General features: G+C 70.6%; 17 protein-coding genes. 6 read left to right on the top strand and 11 right to left on the bottom strand.

Going from position 1 to position 19,266, the window contains the following annotated elements:
- Positions 1–3: 3 nt before the first annotated feature.
- From OV427_RS26995 to map, 8 genes are all read right to left on the bottom strand, one after another.
- Complete coding sequence (locus tag OV427_RS26995; RefSeq protein ID WP_267859053.1) at positions 4–1,053, bottom strand: esterase; 1,050 nt, start codon at positions 1,051–1,053, stop codon at positions 4–6.
- Positions 1,054–1,205: 152 nt separating this feature from the next.
- Positions 1,206–1,631, bottom strand: a complete 426-nt coding sequence (locus tag OV427_RS26990) for a hypothetical protein (protein ID WP_267859052.1) — start codon at positions 1,629–1,631, stop codon at positions 1,206–1,208.
- Positions 1,632–1,867: 236 nt separating this feature from the next.
- Positions 1,868–2,635, bottom strand: coding sequence for a hypothetical protein (locus OV427_RS26985; RefSeq protein WP_267863482.1), 768 nt, complete (start codon positions 2,633–2,635; stop codon positions 1,868–1,870).
- Between the two features lie 131 nt (positions 2,636–2,766).
- Positions 2,767–4,524 carry a hypothetical protein gene (locus tag OV427_RS26980; protein WP_267859051.1) on the bottom strand — a complete coding sequence of 586 codons (1,758 nt, stop codon included), beginning with the start codon at positions 4,522–4,524 and terminating at the stop codon, positions 2,767–2,769.
- Complete coding sequence (locus OV427_RS26975) at positions 4,521–5,177, bottom strand: hypothetical protein (protein ID WP_267859050.1); 657 nt, start codon at positions 5,175–5,177, stop codon at positions 4,521–4,523. Before OV427_RS26975 ends, OV427_RS26980 begins: the two co-directional genes overlap by 4 nt.
- A gap of 254 nt (positions 5,178–5,431) precedes the next feature.
- A complete protein-coding gene (locus tag OV427_RS26970; protein WP_267859049.1) occupies positions 5,432–7,843 on the bottom strand; it encodes an ABC transporter permease in 2,412 nt (803 codons plus the stop codon).
- Positions 7,844–8,052: 209 nt separating this feature from the next.
- Positions 8,053–8,721 (bottom strand): DUF2231 domain-containing protein, encoded by a 669-nt coding sequence (locus OV427_RS26965; RefSeq protein WP_267859048.1) that lies wholly within the window; start codon positions 8,719–8,721, stop codon positions 8,053–8,055.
- A 39-nt stretch (positions 8,722–8,760) separates the two neighbouring features.
- Complete coding sequence (map, locus tag OV427_RS26960; RefSeq protein WP_267859047.1) at positions 8,761–9,591, bottom strand: type I methionyl aminopeptidase; 831 nt, start codon at positions 9,589–9,591, stop codon at positions 8,761–8,763.
- 102 nt (positions 9,592–9,693) lie between these two features.
- Between map and OV427_RS26955 the strand changes: the two genes are divergently transcribed.
- From OV427_RS26955 to OV427_RS26940, 4 genes are all read left to right on the top strand, one after another.
- The gene (locus OV427_RS26955; protein WP_267859046.1) at positions 9,694–9,972 is read left to right on the top strand and encodes a LysR family transcriptional regulator; all 279 of its coding nucleotides are present in this window, start codon (positions 9,694–9,696) and stop codon (positions 9,970–9,972) included.
- Between the two features lie 113 nt (positions 9,973–10,085).
- A complete protein-coding gene (locus OV427_RS26950; protein WP_420718283.1) occupies positions 10,086–12,263 on the top strand; it encodes a TonB-dependent receptor in 2,178 nt (725 codons plus the stop codon).
- A gap of 66 nt (positions 12,264–12,329) precedes the next feature.
- Positions 12,330–12,908 (top strand): TetR/AcrR family transcriptional regulator, encoded by a 579-nt coding sequence (locus OV427_RS26945; protein ID WP_267859044.1) that lies wholly within the window; start codon positions 12,330–12,332, stop codon positions 12,906–12,908.
- Positions 12,909–13,011: 103 nt separating this feature from the next.
- Positions 13,012–13,866 (top strand): alpha/beta fold hydrolase, encoded by an 855-nt coding sequence (locus OV427_RS26940; protein ID WP_267859043.1) that lies wholly within the window; start codon positions 13,012–13,014, stop codon positions 13,864–13,866.
- Positions 13,867–13,886: 20 nt separating this feature from the next.
- Here the strand turns inward: OV427_RS26940 and OV427_RS26935 are convergent, their stop codons facing one another.
- From OV427_RS26935 to OV427_RS26925, 3 genes are all read right to left on the bottom strand, one after another.
- Positions 13,887–15,875 carry an ATP-dependent DNA helicase gene (locus OV427_RS26935; protein ID WP_267859042.1) on the bottom strand — a complete coding sequence of 663 codons (1,989 nt, stop codon included), beginning with the start codon at positions 15,873–15,875 and terminating at the stop codon, positions 13,887–13,889.
- Positions 15,876–16,030: 155 nt separating this feature from the next.
- On the bottom strand, positions 16,031–16,798 hold the full coding sequence (locus OV427_RS26930; RefSeq protein ID WP_267859041.1) for a hypothetical protein: 768 nt from the start codon (positions 16,796–16,798) through the stop codon (positions 16,031–16,033).
- Complete coding sequence (locus tag OV427_RS26925; protein WP_267859040.1) at positions 16,795–17,790, bottom strand: site-2 protease family protein; 996 nt, start codon at positions 17,788–17,790, stop codon at positions 16,795–16,797. Before OV427_RS26925 ends, OV427_RS26930 begins: the two co-directional genes overlap by 4 nt.
- 211 nt (positions 17,791–18,001) lie before the next feature.
- Between OV427_RS26925 and OV427_RS26920 the strand changes: the two genes are divergently transcribed.
- Entirely contained in the window at positions 18,002–18,349 is a 348-nt protein-coding gene (locus tag OV427_RS26920; protein WP_267859039.1) for a hypothetical protein, read from the top strand.
- Between the two features lie 98 nt (positions 18,350–18,447).
- A complete protein-coding gene (locus OV427_RS26915; RefSeq protein ID WP_267859038.1) occupies positions 18,448–19,245 on the top strand; it encodes a hypothetical protein in 798 nt (265 codons plus the stop codon).
- Positions 19,246–19,266: the final 21 nt, after the last annotated feature.

Raw genomic sequence — 19,266 nt, 5'->3', positions numbered from 1 at the left:
CCATCACACCGGCTTGTCGAGCTCGGCGAGGATGAGGGGGAAGACATCGCGGGAGGCGTCCTGGCCCATGAACATGTCCAGGTGGCCGTAGTCGGGGACGACGTGCAGCGAGTGGTAGCCGGGGCGGAAGCGCTCCAGATGCTCGAAGCTGCGGCGCTGGCTTTCCGGCAGGAAGCAGTGGTTCTCCGCGCCAGCGAGGAAGACCCAACGCGCGTCCGTCTGGGGCTCGCGCTCGGCGAGGTCCTCGTCGAGCGAGGGGAAGTCCTCCACGGGCAGCAGGTGCCCGGCGCGCACGCACTGGCCCATCTGCAGGAAGAAGGTGAGGGGGACCTTGGCGAACTCGTGCTGGAGCCAGTCGTGCGTCTCGGGGTTGAGGTTCTCGTGACGCCAGAGCACGGGGAAGCCGACGCCGTAGGTGAAGCTGGACCAGCGGCAGACGAGGTTGTCGCACTCGTGGTGGATGGCGCGGACGAGCAGGTTGAGGGCTTTGGCCGTCAGCGTGGGAGCGCCGAAGCTCCACTGGGGGTCCAGGTAGTCGGTGAGCCGGGCCACGGGAGGGACGGCGAACTTCAGCTTCAGCTCCGCGGCGTGGGACACCACCGGGTGCAGTGACACGGCGTTGGTGATGATGAGGGGCACCTGGGGCAGCAGGCCGGCGACGGCGGACATGGCGAAGCTGGTGGAGCCCTGGCAATGGATGATGGCCTTGACGGTGTCGTGGCCCGTCCTGCTCACCACGGTGCGGATGGCGGCGGGGTGGTCATGGACGGCCGCCTGGTCGAGCGTCCACTCGCTGGGCTCCACGTCGATGCTCGCGCGCCAGTTCTCCAGCCACACGTCGTAGCCGTCGTCGATGAGGGCATCGACCAGCGTTTGTCGGACGGGGGCACGGAAGATGTTGGCGCGGACTCCGGCACCGTGCACGAGGACCACCGGTCCCTTGGGTGCCTCCTGTTCTCCGTGAATGTGGATGAGGTTGAGTGCTCGCCCATCACCCGCGAGGAACGGGACGACCTCTTCGTGGCGCGGCGAGCTGGCGGGTTCGACGGGCATCGGGCAGACCTCCCATCTCGGTCGAGTGGGCGCCGCGCGGATGTGATGCCGTGACGAAGGACAGTGCTCGCCTGCCCTCTGGAAGGCGCAGCGGGTGGGCAGGGAGGCGGCGTCGAAGATGGGCTCGTCCGGCGCGGCAGGCCGCTCCCTTGTCAGTGCTCGCCTGGCCCCGCGTCCGGCGCGTCCTCGAAGCTCAAGGCCCGGACGCAGTCCTGGGGCGGGAGTTCCCGCCAGCCGAGGCCCTCGCGCTCGAGGCACTGCCTGGGCGCAGGGTGCAAGCGGGACATGCCCACCGCCCGAAGATCGAAGCGGCCATCGTCATCCCGGTCGAGTTCGAGGTCGAAGTCGGCCAGCCCGGCACTGCCGGTGAAACACATCCGCAGGGTGCCCCCGGGGCCGGTCTCGGTCCAATACCTCCCCACGCGCCAACTCAGGCCCGCGCCGCGCTTGACGCAGTAGGGTGAGAAGGGGGCTACCGCGAGGACCGCGAGGCAGGAGGCAGCGAGGGCCACCAGCGACACCGCCCACAACCAGCGGCGCCGCGCGCGCTCGACGCTCTCCTCTTTCGGGACCTGCATGGACCGCCTCCCATTGGGCTCGCCGGGTGGGAAGCCTAATCTCTCTTCGGGACGCTCTCTGGAAAGGCTCCTAGAGAGGAGCGCTTCGGCCAATCAGGTCACTTACCGCCTCGGCTCCGCCCCACTTCTGCTGGTAGAGCGGGCGGTGTGACGGTTGAACAGGCGAGCCAGGACACGGCGAACACCGGCAGCCAGACAGCCCGGAAGGTTCACATCGGCGTCAAACCCCAGCGTCCTCATTCCGCAGGTCGCTGCTCGCGCATCCCTTCGCGGAACAGCGTGAACACGGCCTGTCCGCAGTGGCCTGAAATATCCGCCCTCGCACGAGCCACGCGGACTTCGTAGCGAATGCCATTCAGCGTCAGCGGCACCGTCTCGCCAACGCGCGCGGACATTGCGCCCCGGGTCTTTGCATCCTTCAAGCGCAGCCGGACGCCTCGGGTGCGAGCGCCCTGCCCCGCCGCACAGCCCGTCTCCTCCCAGCGGACCTTCAGCTCCGGGACGAGGCCCGCTGGTAAAAACACCTCGCCTCCTGGCGTCGTGGGCGCGCTCGGCACCGTGAGCAGCAACAGCCGTCCCTTCTCGTCTCGCAGCGTGTCGCCCGCGAGCAGCACGGGCTCCTCACCGTCACTGGAGAGACACCCCGCCGGCTCGCGGTGGCTCACCCACGCCACCGTGCGCCCCTTCAGGTCCGCGAGCACGTCCGGCACCGTGAGGCTGTAGCTCACTCCTCCTCGCACCGTGTCCGTCTCGTACTCCAGCACCGAGGCCCACTGGTCCTGATGGCGGTACGCGCCCTGAAGCTGCCGCGCCACCATGAAGCGCCGCTCCAGCCGTGGGCCCGTGCGCTGTCCGGCCGCGTCCTCCGGTTCCTCCTTGAAGGCCACGTCCACCTGCGCTGCGCGCCAGACCTCGTCACAGGGGCCCACCGTCTTGTTGGCGGGAGTCTCCGTGGGGACGGGCGCAGCCACCGCGGGAGCCGACGAGGAGACCGCCTCCGGCATGGCGGACACGGCAGGCGGTGTCCGCTCCATCGCAGGCGGTTGCGACACCGTTGGGCCCGCGTCCGAAGTCGTGACCTCGGAGCGCGCCCGACACCCCGAGAAGAACAGCACCAGCAGGAAGGCCCCGAGCCTCACGGACACTCGGCGTACAGCACCGTGCCGTCCGCCGACACGTGGAAGTCCCTCCCCTCCACCTGTCCTCGCAACAGCAGGCGCTCCCGCTTGTGGCGCACCGCCTCGCGCCGTGCCTCCGCCGGCCGCTCCACGTGCGGCACGAAGGGCTGGAACCGTGCCGACCCGCCCTTGTCGTCCGGAGCGTAGCGCGCCAGCAGCGTGCGTCCCTTCACCGGGCCCGTGCCGTCGTCCGCGTCACCATCATCCAAGAAGTCCAGCGCCAGCGAGCCCCACTCATTCACATCGCAATCACACGCACCGCACCCGGGATAGCTACACCCCAGGAAGCCGTCACGGCACGCGGCGCACGCCGCCTTCGGCGACGTACCGCACGACGCGCACCCGTTGCTCCCGCGCGAATACGAGTACCACCCCGAGTTGCTCACCCCCGTGAGCTGGTAGCGGTAGTTCATCACGCTGTCGTGCACGACGCTGTACTGGTTCGCCACGTCGTTGCCGTTGTGGTCCAGCGCCAGGTTGTGTCCCAGCTCGTGGATGAAGGTGCCGCGCTGCTCTCCGGCGCTCGGGCTGCTCCAGCACCCCATGCTGATGATGACGTCGTTGCCCAGCATCTCCGCCCGGCCCGACGAGCACGACGTGCTGCTGGTGTGCTTGTAGGCCCACATCACGTAATGGAAGTACGGCCTCCGCTCCGGGTTCGACGTGGAGAACGAGCTCCCCTTCAGCGAGTAGAAGTCCACCCCGCCGCTGCATGCGCCGTAGCAGACCACCTCGTACCAGGGCAGCGTCCCGTCGATGAACGCGTGCAGCCGCACTCCGGAGTCCTGGGCGAACACCGCCGCCGCGTCCGCCACCAGCGCCGCGTACGGCTGCCGCGTCAGGTACGGGTTCGTCGGGTGCTGCATCCAGTCCACCTCTACATAGATGTCCCTCGTCGTGGGACTCCCCCACTCGGAGAAGGAGAAGCCGTCGTTGCCGAACAGCTCCAGCGCGTCCGGCACCATGTCACCGTCCGAGTCCACCTCCTCCGGGTTCGTCCCCACCACCGGCTCCAGCGCGTCCGAGAGACCATCCTCATCCGAGTCGTTGTCGTCGAACACCGTGGACCACAGCTCCTCGTCATGGACGAAGCTCGCCGTGCCCGTGCTGCCCGGGTAGCGGCCCACCACCACGCGCTGGGCTCCGGCGTTCTGCGTGCTCGTCGCCACGACGCGCGGGTAGGCCTTGGGCCCGCTGTCGTCATCGAGCTGAAGGAACTCCGTGTTGGAGCGCAGCAGGAAGATGAGGTGGTCTCCAGCATTGGGCGTCGTGGAGTTGGCGCGGAAGGTCTCCTTCGCCTTCCACGAGAAGGCCACGGGCACACCGCCGAACGGCTGGTTGGCCAGCAGCAGCGTGCCGTTGCGGTACAGGCTCGCCGTGCCGCCGCGCCCATCCGCGTAGGCGCGCACCCAGACGCGGTAGTAGCCCGAGTCCGGCGCAACGAACGTCACACACGAGCGCGTCGCCCCCGCGCAGTCGTCCCCTACCGCCACCTGGCTCCAGCCGCTCCTGTCGCGCAGCACGTGCAGCACCGTGTCCGGCGACGTGCCCGTCAAGTCCCGCGTCTCGAAGGTGTACGTCTGGCCGGCGTCCAGGTACGTGCTCAGCCAGATGAAGCTGCCCCAGTCGCGCGAGGCCACGTAATGGGGCCCGGCCATCGCCATCACCGGCATGAGCAGCACCAGCGCTTGGAGCACTCTCAGGTACGCCTTCATCGCGACTCCTCCCGGCCGAAGAACCACTCCTTGAAGACTTCCTGCTGGCGCGCCTGCTCCTCGACAGACAGGTCCTTCCACTTCACCCGCTCCGCCGCGAGCGCCTGCTGGTAGCGCGCATCCACCTCCCGCGCGCGGGCGTCCGTGGCGGAGGGCTCGGGAGGCGCCACCAGCTTCGCGGCCAGATTCAGCGCGGCCAGGTAGCGCCGCTCCTTCTCCGCGCGAGTCTCGGGCGTCGCGTCCATGAAGGCCCGCTCCGTGCGAGCCACGAGCGCCGCCACATCGTCCACCGACTCCTCGCGAAGCAGCGCCTCTTCATCCGGAGTCAGCGGCACCAGCGCCGCGAACCGGGCCAGCGCGGGCGACGCGGCCCGGGCGCGAGCCACCTCCACCACCGTGCCCTGGCTTCCCGTGGCGAGCTCCACCTGGAGCCGGGGACCGGGCGCATCCTTCGTGACGGCAGGAGCGGGCGACGCGTCACTCCGGGCCACGGCGGGCGCCACCGACGGGGGCACGGCGACCGACGCATCCTCCAGCACCCAGCGGGGCACCAGCAGCGGGACTCCGGCCGCGAGCAGCAGGATGCCCAGCACCACGCCACCCATCCCCGCCATGTCCACCCGTGCGCGCATGCGTCCCCCGGTCGCTGCCATGCAGCTCTAGCTCCATTTCTCCGTGACTTCAAACCTCCCAGAAGACGAGGGCTCCGTCGAGTGACGCGCACGGGTCACGAGGAGCCTCCAGAGGCGCGTCACGGGAAGTGGCCACCCACCAGAGGGCTCGTGTCACCTCGGCCCCAGGGGCCGGGCCTTCTGCCGCGTGAAGTGCATGGTCCGCGAGGACACTCCCCACGACGCCGAGCGCCCCGGGGTGAACACTTCGACGCCGGCTCCGTGGAGGGCGGCCCTCAGCCCTCTCGCTTGAGCGCCTCGTTCGGCGCCACACGCATGGCGGAGGCCGCCGGGAGCCAGCTCGCCACGAGCGCGGTGAGCAGCAGCGCGGCGGGAGCACCGAGGAAGATGAGCGGGTCGTACGTGGACACACCGTAGAGCATCGCCGCGAGCGCCCGCGCCATCAGCGCCGCCCCCACGAGCCCCACCGCGAGCCCCATCCCCGTGAGCCGCAGCCCCTGCCCGATGACCATGCGAAGCAGGCGACGCGGCGTCGCGCCCAGGGCACTCCGAATCCCCAGCTCGCGGGTGCGCTGCGCCACCCAGAAGGCGAGGATGCCGTAGAGGCCCACCGCGGCCAGCACCATCGCCAGCACCGCGAAGGCGCCGAGCAACCCTCCCACCACGCGCACCTGTGCGTAGCTCTCCTCCACCACCGTCTCCAACGGGCGGACCTTCACCATGCGAAGGCTGGCGTCCGTCGCGCGCAGCCGCTGGTGCAGCAGGGGCATGAGCTGACCGGCGGGCAGCGTGGACTTCACCGCGACGCTCAGGTTGTGGCGCAGGTCCTGGGCCAGGGGCACATAGACATCGCCCGAGGGCACCGTGGACAGCCGCTCCATCGGCACGTCCCCGACGACGCCCACGACCTCGTGGACCTTTCGCGAGCCGTCATCCACCACGTCCAGCTCGAGACGCGCGCCGACGGCGCTCCGGCCCGGAAGGAAGCGGCGGGCAAAGGCCTCGGTGACGACCACCACGCGCGGGCTGGAGGCCGTGTCCCTCGCGTCCGGGTAGCGCCCCTCCTTCAGCGGGATTCCGAGCGCCGGGAAGTATCCTCCGGTGACGGGCACGTACCCGGCCTGGGCCGACGCCTCGGTGGAGGCGGCCTCCCCCATGACGTGGACGCCCGTGGTCTGCCGCCAGACGCTTCCCGAGAAGGGCAGGTTGCCCGTGAGGCCCACCGCCTGCACCCCGGGAATCGACTCGAGGTGGCCAACGAGGTTCCGCGCGACGGAGGCCGCGGCGTCTTCTCCCGCGTACTTCTCCAGCGGCAGGAACACCTCCGCCACCGTCACGCCGCGCGCCTCGAAGCCGAGGGGAACGTTCTGGAGCTTCCACACCGTGCGCAGCATCAGCCCCGCGCCCACCAGCGGCACCATCGCCAGTGACAGCTGCACGACGACGAGCACGGAGCGGGTGAAGCCCATCGACGTGACGCGCGTGCCCCGCGCCATGGGGGCAGGTGCCCCCGGCCCCCGCGAGACGTGGAGCGCCGGCAGCAGGCCCACCAGCACCGCCGCCGCGACGGACACCACCGAGGCCGTCACCAGGACGAAGGGCTCGACGCCCGGCCCGGACATGAGCTGCGGCGGAATGAGCGTGCCCAGCAGGTCCCTTCCCCAGAGCGCGATGAGCAGGCCGAGGCCGCCCCCGAGCACCGCCCGGACTCCGCTCTCCACGAGGACCATCCGCGCCAGCTGCATCCGACTCGCACCGAGCGCGAGGCGCACCGACATCTCGTGCATGCGCGAGCTGCCCCGCGCCAGCAGCAGATTGGCGAGGTTGGCGCACCCGAGCAGCAGCAGCAGCGCCGCCACCGCGCTCACCACCTGCAACTGCGTCTGGGATTGCTCCACCCAGAGCTGGTGGAGCGGCTCCAGGCTCATTCCGGTGACCACCACACCCGGAACGCGCTCGGCGCCCAGGGCGAGCTGGACGAGCTCGGAGCGCCCCTGCTCGGCAGTGACGCCCGGCTGGAGCCGCCCGAAGACTCGCAACGCGCTGCCCTGCTCCGTCGTCGGGTCGAGCGCCAGCGGCTTCCAGACCTCCACCTCCGGCTCGAACTGGAAGCTCGCGGGCAGGACGCCAATGATGGTGTGGACCCGGTCGTCCAGGACGATGCTCCGCCCGAGGACACCCGGGTCCGCCCCGTACAGCCGCTGCCACAGCGAATGCGAGAGCACGGCCTCGCCATCCCGCCCCGGTACCTCCAGCGCCGCCCCCCAGAGCCGCCCCAGCGAGGGCTGCACTCCGAGCATCGGCAGGAGCCCGGCGGAGGCGCGCCCCACCGTCAGTCGGTCATCGGACTCCGTTCCGCTGAGGACCTGCCTTTCGCCCTTGAAGCCTTCGATGCGGGAGAAGCCGTGCGCGCCCTCGCGCCAGGCGTTCCACACGGGGCGGGTGACTCGCGTCCTGTCGCGGTGGGGCCCCGCGCCCGCGCCCGGCGTGGTGGTCTGGAAGAGCCGGTAGAGCTGCGACGCCTCCGGGTACGGCAGGGGCCGCCAGAGCACCTGGTACACGACGCTGAAGACGGACGTGGTCGCTCCGATGGAGAGCGCCAGCGTGGTGACGACGACCGCGGTGAACACCTTCTCGCGAAACATCGAACGGACCGCGAACCGGAGTTCCTGGAGGAGTGAGGTCATTCGATGGAGGGGCTGAAGCGAGCGGGCGGTCAGGCCCGCGAGGGCCTGGGAGGCGTCTCACGGACGTGAGCAACAAGAGTGCCACGGCCACCGCTTCAGGACGACGTCGCGCGCCTCAATGGGACGGCGGCGAGCCATCCCGGACGTCCAGCAGACCTGCCCGGAAGTGGGAACACACTGTCCCATTCCCGAGCACGCGGCTCTCGGGCCTACGCCTGCGGCATCGCACGTCCCGAGAAGGAGGACGCGTCGAGAGGAAGCGGCAGGGTGGCGTCCTCGCTGGAGCGGAGGCCCTCGGCGCCGGGAGCCAGTGGCCGTGTGCCGGTGAGCAGCTCGCGGGCTCGCGACACCAGCCACTTCACGCCCTGGAGCGCGTCCTTCACCAACACCCCGGGCGCCCGCTCCGACAGCAGCGGAGGACTCTTCAGCGTGCCCTGCGGCGAGTCCTCGGGCATGGGGTTGATGCCCACGCCCAGCTCGTAGACCATTCTCCCGCCGAGCGACGCCGTGTAGAGCGCCAGTCCGCACGCGGCCAGCCCCAGCACCGTGGAGAGGACGGTGGGCTCGCGCTTCAGCCGCCAGGCCGTCACGCCCATCGCGCCCATCAGGATGACGGTGTTGCCCGCGCCGTGCAGGAAGGTCATGTCCCGGGCGCGCGGCGAATCCATCCGCACCTCCTGGCTGGCGGCCAGGCCCGCGACTCCCGCGAACACGCCGCCCAGCGTGCCCGCCACCCACACCCGCCGAGCCACCTTCGCCCAGGCCCGGTCGCCCGTCGCCACGGCGATGAGGTCCGCCACCGCCGCCGTGGGCAGCAGCGCCAGCGGCACGTGGACCACCGCGGGGTGCAGCTCGTGCAGCAACATCTCTCTCTTCATCGCCCGCCCTCCTGGCTTCGACGTTGAAGGGTAGGCACCTCACTGAGCCACGGCAGGCACGGCTGCCTGCCCGCCCTCCGGGCGCACCGCGCCGGGCACGGGGATGTGGAGTGGCAGCTCCCGCCGGGTGAGCACCTCGCAGCCGTCACCGGTGACGAGGAGGGTGTGCTCGAACTGGGCGGAGAGACGCCCGTCCTCCGTCACCACCGTCCAGCCGTCCGGCATCAGGCGGATTCCCGGGCGGCCCAGATTCACCATGGGCTCGATGGTGAGGACCATGCCCGAGCGCAGCTTGATGCCCGTGCCTCGCTTCCCGGTGTGGGGCACGATGGGCGGCCCGTGCATCTGGTGGCCGATGCCGTGGCCGCCGAACTCCTCCACCACGCTGCAGCCCTCCTTGCGGGCGAGCTCTTCGATGGCGGCGCCGATGTCGCCCAGCTTCGCGCCATGACGTACCACCGCGATGCCCGCGTCCCTGCACCGGCGCGCCACGTCCACCACGTGCAGGGCCTCCGCCGACACCTCGCCGATGAGGAACGTGGCCGAGGTGTCCCCGTGGAAGCCGTCCAGGAACGTCGTCACGTCCACGTTGATGATGTCGCCCGGGGCGAGGTGCTCGTCCGGGCGGGGGATGCCGTGGCACACCACCTGATTTCGGCTGGTGCAGACGGTGGCGGGGAAGCCATGGAAGCCCAGTTGGCTCGGCTTGCCGCCCCGGCGCGCCGTGTCCTCGCGAACCCACGCGTCGATGTCCGCCGTTGTAATGCCGGGGGCGAGGCGCGAAGCAACATGGGCCAGCGTGCCGGCGGCCGCCTGGCTTGCTCGGCGCAGGCGCTCCACGTCCGAGCCCTTGAACAGGGGAATCGTCATGGCGGACAAGGTGGCGTTCACTCCGGCACTGCGTCCAATGCTGTTTCGGCATGACAGCGGCCCGCGTGTACCGGCGCTGGGGACCGAGGTAGACTTCGCGTCGTGAGCCTCACGCACATCCAGTCCTTCGTCGCCGTGGCCGAGGAATGCCACGTGGGCCGAGCCGCGCGGCGGCTGCACCTGACGCAGCCTCCACTCAGCCGACACATCCTCGCGCTCGAGGACGAGCTCGGCGCGCCGCTGTTCGAGCGGACGGGCCGTGGCATGCGCCTGCTCCCCACGGGCGAGGCGTTCCTGGTTCATGCGCGCCGCATCCTCTCGGAGATCGACGCGGCGGTGCACACGGTGCGAGGCGTCGCGGGGAACCGCACCGGCGGCTGAGCCGGCCCCACGGACACGCTTCACCGGACGCCGTTCAACACGTGACGGAATCGGTGCCCGCGGTCCGCGTCTTCGGGTGCCCACCTGCCCGGGCTTCCGCTAGAGCGGACTGAATGCCCGGACCGTGCTCGCCTCCATCTTCGTCGGTCATCTCTCCGTGCTCCGCGCCGTTCAGACGGTTCGGTCCATGGGCAACGCTTCTGACGTTGTTGATATCGACAGGGGTCGGAGCACAGCCCATCGACGGTGGAGTCCAAGCGACGGAGGGTGCCGATGCGGGAGTGAGCACCTCCGCTCCCGAGGAAGCGCCTCCTTCCGCCGGCACGGTCATCACGGGCACCCGCCTTCCCCGCCCCATCCGCGACGTGCCCGCCACCACGGTGGTCATCCCCCGCGCGGAAATCGAGCGCAGTCCCACGCTCACGCAGGATGCCCTCATCCGCACCCTGCCCTCCGCCTCCACCTTCCGTCGCACGCCCAGCCTCGTCTCCGACCCCACCGCCCAGGGGCTCAATCTCCGCGGCCTCGCGCCCTCGGGCGTCGCGCGCACGCTCGTCCTCCTGGACGGCATCCCCGTGAATGACCCCTTCGGAGGCTGGGTCTTCTGGCGTTCGCTGCCCCGGCTCGGACTGGAGCGCATCGAGGTCGTCCCCAGCGGCGGCTCCGCCCTCTACGGCAGCGCCGCGCTCGGTGGCGTCGTGCAGCTCATCTCCCGACCCATCGCCGCCCCCGACCTCGCGGCGGACCTCGCCTACGGCAACCTCGACACCGGCTTCTTCGCCGCGCGAGGCGCCGACACCTGGGGCCCCGTCCGGGCCTCGCTGGAGACGGAATTGCTCACCAGCGACGGCTATCCGCTCGTCGTCGCCCCGCAGCGAGGCCCCATCGACACGACCACGCCCAGCAACCACGCCGTGCTCAACGGCCGCGTGGAGTCGGACGTCTCCGACGCGCTCTCCCTCTCCGCCCGTGCCGGCCTCTTCCGGGAGAACCAGAACGGCGGCACCCGCTTCACCACCGCGCGCGTGGAGCTGGCGCACTTCGGCGCGGGCGCGCGGCTGCGCACGGAAGCACGCGGCACCTTCGCCCTGGACCTCTACGGCCGCCTCCAGCGCTTCGAGCAACAACGCGCGCGCGTGGCCCAGGACCGCTCCAGCGAAACGACTGCCGCCTCGCAGGACGTGCCCGCCGATGACCAGGGCCTCTCACTTGTCTGGACGGCCCCGACGGCGACGTGGGGCGGCACGCACACGCTCAGCACCGGCCTCGACGCGCGGCGAATGGCCGGCACCTCCGAGGAGCGCCTCTTCCCGCCCGAGCCCACGCCGTCCTCCACGCTGCTCCGCGCCGCGGGCGGCACCCAGCTCTCCGGCGGCGTCTTCGTCCAGGACCTCTACACCGTGTCCCCCGCGCTGGAGCTGTCCGCCGCGCTCCGCCTGGACCTCTGGCGCAACACGCAGGGCGAGCAGCGCGTGGAGCGCGCCAGCGGCACCGTGGAGACCACGACCTTCGAGGACCGCACCGAGCAACAGCTCAGCCCTCGACTGGGCCTGCGACTGCGGCCCGTGGAGTGGCTCACCCTGCGCGCCTCCGGCTACCGCGCCTTCCGCACCCCCACGCTCAATGAGCTGTACCGCCCCTTCCAGGTAGGCACCGTGCTCACCGCCGCCAACGCGGACCTGCGCGCGGAGCGCCTGTGGGGCGCCGAGGCGGGTCTCGAAGCCGAGGCCTCCCGCGGCCTCACCGCGCGCGTCACCGGCTTCTGGAACGTGCTCGACGACGCCATCACCAACGTCACCCTCGCCAAGCCGCTGCCGGATGGCGCCACGCGCCGTCGAGAGAACCTGGGCCGTGCGCGCGTGCGCGGCGTGGAGGCGGGCCTGGACTGGCGGCTGTCACGTCAGTGGACGGCGATCTTCGCGTACACCTTCGTGGACCCCACCGTCACCCTCGCGCCAGGACAACCCGAGCTGGTGGGCAAGCAGCTCGCGCAGGACCCGAGACATCGGGGCACGGCCATCGTCACCTTCGACGACCCGGGCCTCTTCACCGCCACGGTGCAGCTGCGTGTCACCGGTCCCCAGTACGAGGACGACCTCAACGAGCGCGGCATGGGCGGCTATGCCCTGGTGGACGTGGCCGCCAGCCGGCACCTCTTCTGGAAGCTGGACCTCTTCGCCGCGGTGGAGAACCTCTTCGACCGGGAGTACCTCGCGGGTCGTGCCGGCGTGGACACGCTCGGCCCACCCCTGACGGCGCGCGTGGGACTGCGGCTGCGCGGCGTGCCCTGAAGCGGGCGCCCGCAAGACGCCGCGGGATGCGTTTCCCCTCTTCGCGACGTGATAGGTACGGGGACCGTGCCCCGCCCCAAGCTGCACAGCGATGAAGCCATCCTCGATGCCACCATGGAGGTGCTGCTGCGTCGCGGGCCGGCCGAGTTCACCCTGAATGACGTGGCCGTCGAGCTGGGCATGTCCCGCGCCGCGCTCATCCAGCGTTTCAAGAACAAGGACACGCTGTACCTGCGGGCCATGGAGCGCTCCGGAGAGCAGCGGCGCGACTACCTCGCGAGCATGCCCGTGGAGGTCGGAGCGCGGGGGCTCTGGCGCTTCCTGACGGAGATAGTCTCCGGGATGGGCACGGGGGAGGGACTCGACAGCTACCTGCTCCTCGCCTGGAAGGACCTGCGGGACACCACCCTGAGGCGCATGGCCCTCGAGCGAAACCTCATGGTCCGCGAGGCCATCGCCGCCCGGCTCCCCCAGAGCGCCGAGCGGGACGAGGTGGCCGCCGTGCTCCAGGACATCATCGCCGGGGCGACGATGCAGTGGATGGTGGAGCGCAAGCCCTCGCTCACCCGCTACGTGCTGGAGCGCCTGCGCCGGGTGCTCCGCCTGCTGTTCCCCCTGGAGTCCTTCCCGCTTCCGAAGTCCTGAGCGCCCTCACGGGGACCGGGCGTCCTCCACCCGCGACTTGTTTATAACCGTCGCGTCGGTTATCAATTCACCCCAAAGCCTCCCACATGGGAAAGGAGCTCGTATGGCCGAGCGCGTGATTGAGAGTCGGGGCATCCGCCTCTGTACGGAGACCTTCGGCTCACCGGCCGACCCGCCCATCCTCCTGGTGATGGGTGCGATGTCGTCGATGAAGTGGTGGCCCGACCCGCTGGTCGACCTGTTGGTCGCGGCGGGACGGTACGTCATCCGCCATGACCACCGCGACATGGGCGGCTCCACGACGTATCCCCCGGGGGCTCCGGGCTATACCGTCGACGACCTCGCGGAGGATGTCATCGCCGTGCTGGACGGCCATGGCCTCGCGCGGGCGCACCTCGTCGGGATGTCGCTCGGAGGGATGCTCTCGCAAATCGTGGCGTTGAAGGCTCCGGAGCGGGTCCTCTCCCTCACCCTCATCAGCGCGGAGTTCCTCGGCGACCTGGGCTTCACGCCCCCACCCCTCTCCCCGGCGCTGCTCGCGCACTTCGGGACCTCGGCCGCGCTGGACTGGAGCGACGAGGCCGCCGTGCTCGACTTCATGGTGGAGGCAGGGCGGCTGAATGCCAGCGGGCGCAGGCCCTACGACGCGGCCCTCGCGCGCCGCGTGGCGGCCGGGGAGTTCCGTCGCTCGTCCCGCATCCAGAGCATGATGAACTACGCGCTCCTCACCGGCGGACAGCAGTGGTACGGCCGGACGCATGAGCTCCGCGCCCCCCTGCTCGTCATCCACGGCGCGCTGGACCCTGTCGTCGCCTACGCGCACGGCGTGGCACTGAGCCGGGCGGTGCCGGGCGCGCGGCTGGTGACACTCGAGGACGCGGGACACGAGCTGCACGAGGCGGACTGGCCCATCATCGCCGGAGCCATCACCGCCCATACCGGGGCCGCGCACGCATAGCCCGCGAGCCCGGCGCCTCTTCAGCGAATCGTGCGCACCGGCCGCACCGGGCCGTTGAACCAGCGGCTCAGCTCCACCACGTCGTCCACGCGCCGCGCGGGCGGCAGGCTGGAGAGGAAGACGCGGCCGTAGGCCTTCGTCACGATGCGCCGGTCCAGCATGGCGACGATGCCCCGGTCCGCCTGCGTGCGGATGAGCCGCCCGAAGCCCTGCCGCAGCGCGAGCGCCGCCTGCGGGAGCTGGTACTGCTCGAAGGGCTCCTCGCCCCGCTGCTGAATCTGGTGGATGCGCGCCGCCACCAGCGGGTCTCCCGGTGACGCGAAGGGCAGCCGGTCGATGATGACCAGGCTCAGCGCATCCCCCGGCACGTCCACGCCCTCCCAGAAGCTGTGCGCCGCGAACAGCACGCTCGGCGTCTCGCGGAAGGACTCCAGGAGCTGCTGCTTGGGCCGCTCGCCCTGGAGCAGCGCCTGGTAGGGCAGCCGCCCCGCCGTCAGCTCGTACGCGCGCACCATGTTGCGCAGCGACGTGAAGAGCACGAAGGCGCGGCCTCCCGTCACCTCGCACAGCTTGAGGATTTCCTCCGCCGCCTCCTCGATGAAGCCGGGGGCCGCCGGGTCCGGAAGGTGCGTGGGCGTGTACAGCGCCGCCTGCGTGGGGAAGTCGAACGGGCTGGGCACCGCCAGCGTGCGCACCTGCGTCACCGGCTGCCCGTCCTCGCCGTACAGCCCCATGCGCTTCGCGAAGAAGTCGAAGCGGCTGTCCGCCGCCAGCGTCGCGGACGTGTACACCACCGTGTCGAGCGCACCGTACATCCGCTCGCGCAGCTCCTTCGCCACGTCGATGGGACTGGCGCGCAGGAACAGGCCCTTGCCGCGCTGCTCCGCCCAGTACACGTGGTCCACCGACTCCGCCTTCTCCAGGAAGCCGAGCTGCTCATCCAGCTCGTCGGCCCGGCGGGTGAGCGCCGCCAATTCCGGCTCGCGCTCGCCCACGGTGAAGGAGGACAGCGCGCCCAGCGACTCGCGCACGCCCTCCACCGCGGTGGACAGCTTCCCCATCGTCTCCGGCTTGAGCGCCACGGAGGACTCGAGTCCGGACAGGCCCAACGCCCGGGGCGCCTGCGCGAAGAGGGCCTCCGTGCTGCTGCGCAGCCGCGCCGACAGCGCGCGCAGCATGGCGTGGCGCGAGTCGTCGTCCTTCAGCGCCGCGATGGCGTCCCGCGCCAGCTCCTCCAGCCGGTAGTTGGACACGCTGACGCCGAAGTGGCCGCTGGCCGCGTCCTCCAGGGCGTGCGCCTCGTCGAAGATGACGGCGTCGTACCAGGGCAGCACGCCCTCGTTGCGCTTGCCGGAGCTGCGCAGCGACAGGTCCGCGAAGAAGAGGTGGTGGTTGACCACCAGCAGGTCCGCGCCCTCCGCGCGCTTGCGCATGCGCGTGACGTGGCAGTTCTCGTACAGCGGGCACTTCGTGCCCATGCACGTCTCGGACGTGGTGGACAGGCGGGACCAGGCGCTGAAGGACTCGGGCAGGTCCAGCTCCGCGCGGTCTCCGGTCTCCGTCGCGTCCGCCCACTTCTTCAGCTTCGGCCAGAGGCGGGACTCCTCGCGCGAGGAGAACTGCGGGTCCTTGGAGAAGGCGTCGTACCGGTGCAGGCAGAGGTAGTTGCTACGGCCCTTGAGGTACGCGGCCTCGAAGTGCAGCCCCATCTTCTCCCGCATCAGCGGCAAATCCTTGAAGAAGATCTGGTCCTGCAGCGTCTTCGTCGCGGTGGACACCACCACCTTGCGCCCCGACAGCAGCGCGGGAACCAGGTAGGCGAGCGTCTTGCCCGTGCCCGTCCCGGCCTCCGCCAGCAGGTAGCTGCGCTCGTTGAAGGCGCGCTCCACGGCTCGCGCCATCTGGAGCTGCTCGGGGCGGTGCTCGTACGCGGGCAGCGCCATTTCGAGCGCCCCTCCGGGACCAAGGAGGCTGTCGACGGTGTGGGACGTGGACCTGGGGAGCGACATGGCACCGGAGGAGGACGGAGGCGGCCGGACAAGATAGCAGCGAGCCCCGTTTCAGGCGCGTTTCCGTCCACCTTCCGCCCCGTTCCACCGCATGGCCGGCCGCTCCACGGGGAAGCGCCTGGCGCTGTTGGCGCCAAGGAGCACCCCGCGGCGGCTCAGCCCCCCGCCATCAGCTCGCGCAGGTTCTGGAACACGAGCACGGCCAGCACCAGCACCACCAGGAACAGCACCACCAGGCCGACCGTCTTGACGCGCTTCTGGAGGCCCGAGGGCCCGGAGGACACCTCGGCCGTCGCGGGCACCACCAGGGTGGCCCGCCGCACCAGCTCGTCACGGCCGCGCTGGGCCATGGCGTCATCCGGCGCCCGCGCCAGCCGCAGCCGGTACAGCCGTCCCAGCATGGCCAGCTCGCCCCGCCCCATGGCCAGCGTCATCAACCGGTCGTGCGCCTCCCAGTCGTCCCAGTGCTCCGCCACCAGGGCCTTCCACGCGTCCGCCAGCATCCCCGAGGGGCGGTGCTCATCCGCGTTGAAGTTCACATAGACGAGCCCGCACTGCGCGCAGGACTCCACGCCCTCGGGCCGCGGCGCCACGCACTTGGGGCAGGAGCCCGGAGGCGCCTCGAAGAGCGCCTCGTCGGTCAGCGGCACCTCCGCCGCCCGTCCCCGCACCACGCGCAGCGCCGGCGAGCTGGCGCGCGGGGGCAGCGGCGCGCTCGCACCGGGCGAGGGCTCCGGCGGCGGAGAAACGCCCTGGCCCTCTCCGGCCACCGATGAGGCGCCCATCGCGAAGGACGAGGACGCGGGGACGAGAGCACGACTCTCCGCGCCGCAGCGGTCGCACTTCACCACCAGCACGCCCGCCTCCACCCGGAACACCTCCAGGGGGACGAGCCGCTCGCACGCGTCGCACTGGAACTTCATGACACCACCTGTCTCAAGGGGATGGGCATGGCACAGCCGATGAGGGCCAGCAGGCACAGCGCGCAGATGACTTTACGCGAAAGGCTGAGCGGCTCGCGGGGCTCCACCACCTCCGGGTGCCCGAAGCCGACCAGCTTGCTCGTCACCAGCAGCCACAGGCCCCAGGACGCGGTGACGAAGAAAGTGAGGAACAGCAGCACCAGCGCCACCCCGCGCCCCACCCACCGCGCCCGGTTCCCCAGGATGGCGTAGGCCAGGTGCCCGCCGTCGAGCTGCCCCACCGGCATCAGGTTGAGCAGCGTGACGAGCAGCCCGAACCAGCCGGCAATCACGACCGGGTGCACCAGCACGTCCTTGCCCTCTGGCACCGGGCCCACCGCCAGCCGGGTGAGTCCCTGCATCAGCAGGCTGTCACCGAAGACGGTGTGCACACCGTGGATGGCCTCCTCCGGGGCGGGCGGGGCGTGGGTGATTTTCTCCATCACCCAGGCGAACAACTCCTTCCCATAGGCCCACAGCGAGTCGTCGCCGGGGAAGGCCAGGGGCAGGCTCGGCGCGTCCACCACCGTGGAGTGCGCCAGCCCCCAGAAGAGGATGGGAATCGCCACCACCAGTCCCGCCAGCGGCCCCGCCGCGCCAATGTCCACCAGCGCGTTGCGGTGCGGAATCCTGTCACGGATGCGGATGACGGCGCCCAGCGTGCCCACGCCCAGCACCGGCAGCGGGATGAAGTACGGCAGCGACGTGTCCACCCCGTGGATGCGGGCCAGCAGGTAGTGCCCCATCTCGTGCGAGCCGAGAATGGCCAGCAGCGACAGGCTGAAGGACAGCGCGCGCAGCGCCGCGTCGGGCGACACCTCCGACGGCGAGTAGGGCCGCTGGAAGTGGAAGTAGAGGAGGTACGAGGTGAAGGTGGTCCCCACCGTCAACACGAGCAGCAACAGGTGGACCCAGTACCGGGGAGCGGGACGGGCGACGGGGACGGTGTCCATGCGAGAAAAGCCTCGGGGTTGGGCTAGCAAGGGGAGGTGTGCATTGCAATGCGCCGCTGCCCAGTCCCGCTGGGACACTCTGTCCTGGACGGACCTTGACATGGAGTCGACATCTGGTACGACCCCGGCCGCTTGAGGTTCCAATCAAACGGCCTGGCGCTCTCCAAGGCGCTCGGCCACCGCACAAGCGTCCTTTAGAGAGGGGAAGACAATGAAGAAGTTCATCGTGTCCGCGATTGCCGCCAGCAGCCTGGTTGCCTGCACCAGCGTGGAGAGCGCCGTCGTCTCCGGTACCGAGATTGCCTCCAACGGAGAGGCCGTCGCCGTCGTTCAGGCGAACGCCCTGGGCCTGACCGCCATCTTCCACATCATCGACATCGTCCAGAGCGACCTGGACACCGTCATCAACAAGCTCCTCATCGCCGAGGCCAAGGCCATGGGCGCCTCCAAGGTGGAGCTGATGACCGCCGGCACCACGCCCCGCCACGGCATCTACGCCCTGGCCGGCACCATCATCGGCGTGACCTCCTCCAGCGCCATCGGCGTGGCGGTCAAGTAGTCTCACCTTCCGCGAAAGCGGGCGGTTGGCGGGAGGCCCCCTGGTGACAGGCGGGCCTCCTTGCTTTTCTGGCACCCCTTCTCCTTCCCGGCCCTCCCATGCGCGCCCGCCTCCTGCTGCCCTGTGTCCTCCTGGCCCTCGCCGGCTGCTCCCAGAAGAGCGCGGACGCCAACCTCGCCACCGAGGTACGGACGCGGCTGGCCGAGCGCGACGCGAAGCTCACCAGCTACCGCATCGCCGGCACGGTGAAGGACGAGGGCCAGGAGGCGATGTCCTTCACCTTCGACTACCGTGCCCCGCAGCGCATGCGCGGCTCGCTGGGCCCGCCGGCCTCGCGCACCTTCTCGTGGGACGGCACGCACCTGTTCCAGCAGGTGGACGGGGAGAAGTCCTTCAGCACCTTCAAGTCGGAGCTGCCCCCGGCGAAGCTGGCCGGCTTCCTGAATCAGACGTTCAGCCCCTTCACGCCGGAGGGCTTCCGCACGCCGCTGATCCTGCGCAGCGCCACCGCCCGCCGCGCCACGCACCCGCGCGCCCCGGAGGCGGTGGAGTTGGTGCAGACGCTGGAGGGCGAGGCCCTGGGTACGGAGATGGTCTACGTGCTGCGCTGGCCCCGGCTGGACTTCCTGGGCAAGCGCACCCGCGCCCCGGACGGCACGCAGGCCGAGGAGCGCGTGGAGGACGAGCACTGCGACAAGGCGCTCGACCTGTGCGTGCCCAAGCGCATCACCCGGTGGCTGGGAGGCAAGCAGGTGGGAGAGACGGTGCTGGGCCGCGTGGAGCTGAACGCTCCGCTGCCCAATGACGCCTTCACCCTCACCGCGCCGGAAGGGTACGCGGTGCAGTCGCGGACACTGGTGGAGTCCACTCCCGCCGCGCCGCCCACGGGCGGTTGACCGGCTCTCGCGTCGTCCCCA

Origin of the sequence: Pyxidicoccus sp. MSG2 (assembly GCF_026626705.1) — a bacterium.
GTDB lineage: Bacteria > Myxococcota > Myxococcia > Myxococcales > Myxococcaceae > Myxococcus.
Note: the sequence above shows the minus strand (reverse complement) of the source record. Positions and strands in the feature narration are given on the sequence as shown.

Excerpts from the sequence above, each read along its gene's own strand:
- OV427_RS26925 (WP_267859040.1), bottom strand. The coding sequence starts at position 17,790 with ATGGACACCGTCCCCGTCGCCCGTCCCGCTCCCCGGTACTGGGTCCAC.
- map (WP_267859047.1), bottom strand. The coding sequence starts at position 9,591 with ATGACGATTCCCCTGTTCAAGGGCTCGGACGTGGAGCGCCTGCGCCGA.
- OV427_RS26990 (WP_267859052.1), bottom strand. The coding sequence starts at position 1,631 with ATGCAGGTCCCGAAAGAGGAGAGCGTCGAGCGCGCGCGGCGCCGCTGG.
- OV427_RS26970 (WP_267859049.1), bottom strand. The coding sequence starts at position 7,843 with ATGACCTCACTCCTCCAGGAACTCCGGTTCGCGGTCCGTTCGATGTTT.
- OV427_RS26940 (WP_267859043.1), top strand. The coding sequence starts at position 13,012 with ATGGCCGAGCGCGTGATTGAGAGTCGGGGCATCCGCCTCTGTACGGAG.
- OV427_RS26950 (WP_420718283.1), top strand. The coding sequence starts at position 10,086 with ATGCCCGGACCGTGCTCGCCTCCATCTTCGTCGGTCATCTCTCCGTGC.
- OV427_RS26915 (WP_267859038.1), top strand. The coding sequence starts at position 18,448 with ATGCGCGCCCGCCTCCTGCTGCCCTGTGTCCTCCTGGCCCTCGCCGGC.
- OV427_RS26965 (WP_267859048.1), bottom strand. The coding sequence starts at position 8,721 with ATGAAGAGAGAGATGTTGCTGCACGAGCTGCACCCCGCGGTGGTCCAC.
- OV427_RS26995 (WP_267859053.1), bottom strand. The coding sequence starts at position 1,053 with ATGCCCGTCGAACCCGCCAGCTCGCCGCGCCACGAAGAGGTCGTCCCG.
- OV427_RS26980 (WP_267859051.1), bottom strand. The coding sequence starts at position 4,524 with ATGAAGGCGTACCTGAGAGTGCTCCAAGCGCTGGTGCTGCTCATGCCG.
- OV427_RS26935 (WP_267859042.1), bottom strand. The coding sequence starts at position 15,875 with ATGTCGCTCCCCAGGTCCACGTCCCACACCGTCGACAGCCTCCTTGGT.
- OV427_RS26920 (WP_267859039.1), top strand. The coding sequence starts at position 18,002 with ATGAAGAAGTTCATCGTGTCCGCGATTGCCGCCAGCAGCCTGGTTGCC.
- OV427_RS26975 (WP_267859050.1), bottom strand. The coding sequence starts at position 5,177 with ATGGCAGCGACCGGGGGACGCATGCGCGCACGGGTGGACATGGCGGGG.
- OV427_RS26985 (WP_267863482.1), bottom strand. The coding sequence starts at position 2,635 with ATGCCGGAGGCGGTCTCCTCGTCGGCTCCCGCGGTGGCTGCGCCCGTC.
- OV427_RS26930 (WP_267859041.1), bottom strand. The coding sequence starts at position 16,798 with ATGAAGTTCCAGTGCGACGCGTGCGAGCGGCTCGTCCCCCTGGAGGTG.